Annotated in this window: 2 protein-coding genes; both read left to right on the top strand. The window is 33.2% G+C overall.

The window, feature by feature from the left end; all coding sequences use genetic code 11:
- A partial coding sequence (locus H140_RS16085) for a hypothetical protein (RefSeq protein ID WP_033427093.1) occupies positions 1–1,052 on the top strand: 1,052 nt, incomplete at its 5' end.
- Positions 1,052–2,008, top strand: coding sequence for a hypothetical protein (locus tag H140_RS0113535; protein WP_019674178.1), 957 nt, complete (start codon positions 1,052–1,054; stop codon positions 2,006–2,008). The genes H140_RS16085 and H140_RS0113535, both read left to right, overlap by 1 nt.
- The last annotated feature ends 100 nt before the right edge of the window (positions 2,009–2,108 follow it).

The following is a 2,108-nucleotide window of genomic DNA, read 5'->3' as shown; positions in this document are numbered from 1 at the left end:
ATTTAACACCTGATCCTGTCGGCTTAGCAGCTGGTAAGGATTTGTATGCCTTTGCCAATGATAGACCGCATGAGTTTGTTGATTGGTGGGGATTGGCAACTGAAGGCGAGTGGTGGAGAAATAATAAATCCGCATTAATAGGAACAGCTGTACACAGTATGGTCGCTCTAGAGCTAAGAAGTATAGATTCAGTTAATAAAAGTTGGGGTGGTGGTGATGCAAGATTTAGGTACGGATCGTATACTTGGCCAACTGGTAAAGGTAAGAAGGGAAATGGCAAGCTAATGCCAGATGCTTACCATGTTGATAGAACTAATAGACTTCTAGAAAGATACAATGATAATAGTTTTAAAGGGACTTTATGGGAGTTGAAGCCTGAATCATGGATGTATAGCGCAAATAAATATAATTATAAAAAAGCATTAGATCAAATAGATGACTATAAGACACAGTCTAATAAAGGTTGTTGGGAAGCTGGTAAATCTAGTGATATATTACTAATTGCTAGTCCTTTAAATGGTAGGACTATTGAAACTTTAGGAAAGACATATACTATTAATTTTCATAAGGATACTAAAGACAATGATTCTGGTTTATTCTTCTATTCTTACGTCGAAAAAAAGAAACAATCACAGGAGCAAGAACAGTTTTCAACTGCGAATCTTCCAGATGCTATACCAGCTGCCAAAAACAGCTCATGGTGGGATGAATTTAAAAATATAAAAGACCGTTTAGTGACTCTAGCTAAAGAAGCTGATTTAAGTGCAACTGAAATTATTGGGCTAGTTTTACTAATTGCATTGATGATATATTTTGTGAAAAACCCACCAGCTGTATTGGCTCTATTGACCTTACTAATGTCAGCATTAAGTCATGCAAGTGGTAAAGATGAAAATGGAGATACAGTTAAAAAAGTACCATTTTTAGAGTCAATGAGGATTGCATTAGGACTTGATACTTTAACCAAGTCTGACTTAATAAAAAAAGGTAAAGAGTATGCTTCCGAAAAGTGGAATAAAGTTACTAAATGGTTTACAGGATGGTTTGACTAATGCATGAGGACTATAAAAGAAATAATCAATATTGGGATATCTTTGCATCTGAAACGAGTCAAAAGTGGTATAAGTCTATAGGTCATGAACTCGCTGTATTGAAAATGAAATGGGCGAATCAAGATATTAATGAAGGTTTTGCTAATTTTTATTTAGAGCTTGCTTATTTTCAGAATGTAATTCAAAAGCCTTGGGTAAACGACGTATCGCTTCAAGTATGTTCACTTTTTCCTGATGAAACTTATCTGCACACTGAAGATGGTTTTAATATTGTTCCTAAATATAGTACTAGAATAAAAAGACAAGATTATCAAAATATTTATATGCCTTTGGAAGATATTGGGAATTATTATGACTTACGAATAAATGATCTATCTCAAAGGCTATTCAGTCAAAATACATCTATTTATGATGAGGCTTTGAAATTAAATATCTATAACAAAATTCAAGCAGATAAACGATGGCGTAATAGGGATATAGAGAATTACCCTATAGGAGATGATTACTTTTTAGATGATTACAAAGGAAATGAAACCTATGGTTTTGAGGGTTTTGTTGATTTAAAGCCAGATGATATTAAGCAGCTGTATGTCATGCTAGCAGACAAATATCTAAAAGGTTTTGAGTATAATAATAGTATTTCAAACAAAGGAACAAGCTTTTTTACGAAACCTGTAAACGATAAATTTCATTGGATTATATTATTTCCTTTGATTCCAAACACATTCTATGTAGCCAGACCTTCATTATTAATGGCTAAAAATACATTTAAGAAAAATTTGAAGCCGAAAGACATAGTGTTTCAGCAGGATTTTTTAGCATTTGAAGGTCATAATTCAGAGTTTAGTTTTGAAAGAGCACTATTTTCGCAGTATTTTTATTACATCAACCGCAGTCTTGAACGATTTATCGATTGGATGGAGCCTAGACTTTTAGAAGTTGTTGACACTTTTTAGGCTTAAACAAGGATGGTTTAAATAATGTTTTTACATTTAGATAGTTTTGCAGATGATGTCACTGAAAAAGAGCGTATTAAGCGCCTTAATTTTGACCATC

Origin of the sequence: Psychrobacter lutiphocae DSM 21542, from assembly GCF_000382145.1 — a bacterium.
GTDB classification, from domain to species: domain Bacteria; phylum Pseudomonadota; class Gammaproteobacteria; order Pseudomonadales; family Moraxellaceae; genus Psychrobacter; species Psychrobacter lutiphocae.
This window is presented reverse-complemented; position numbering and strand designations above follow the sequence as displayed.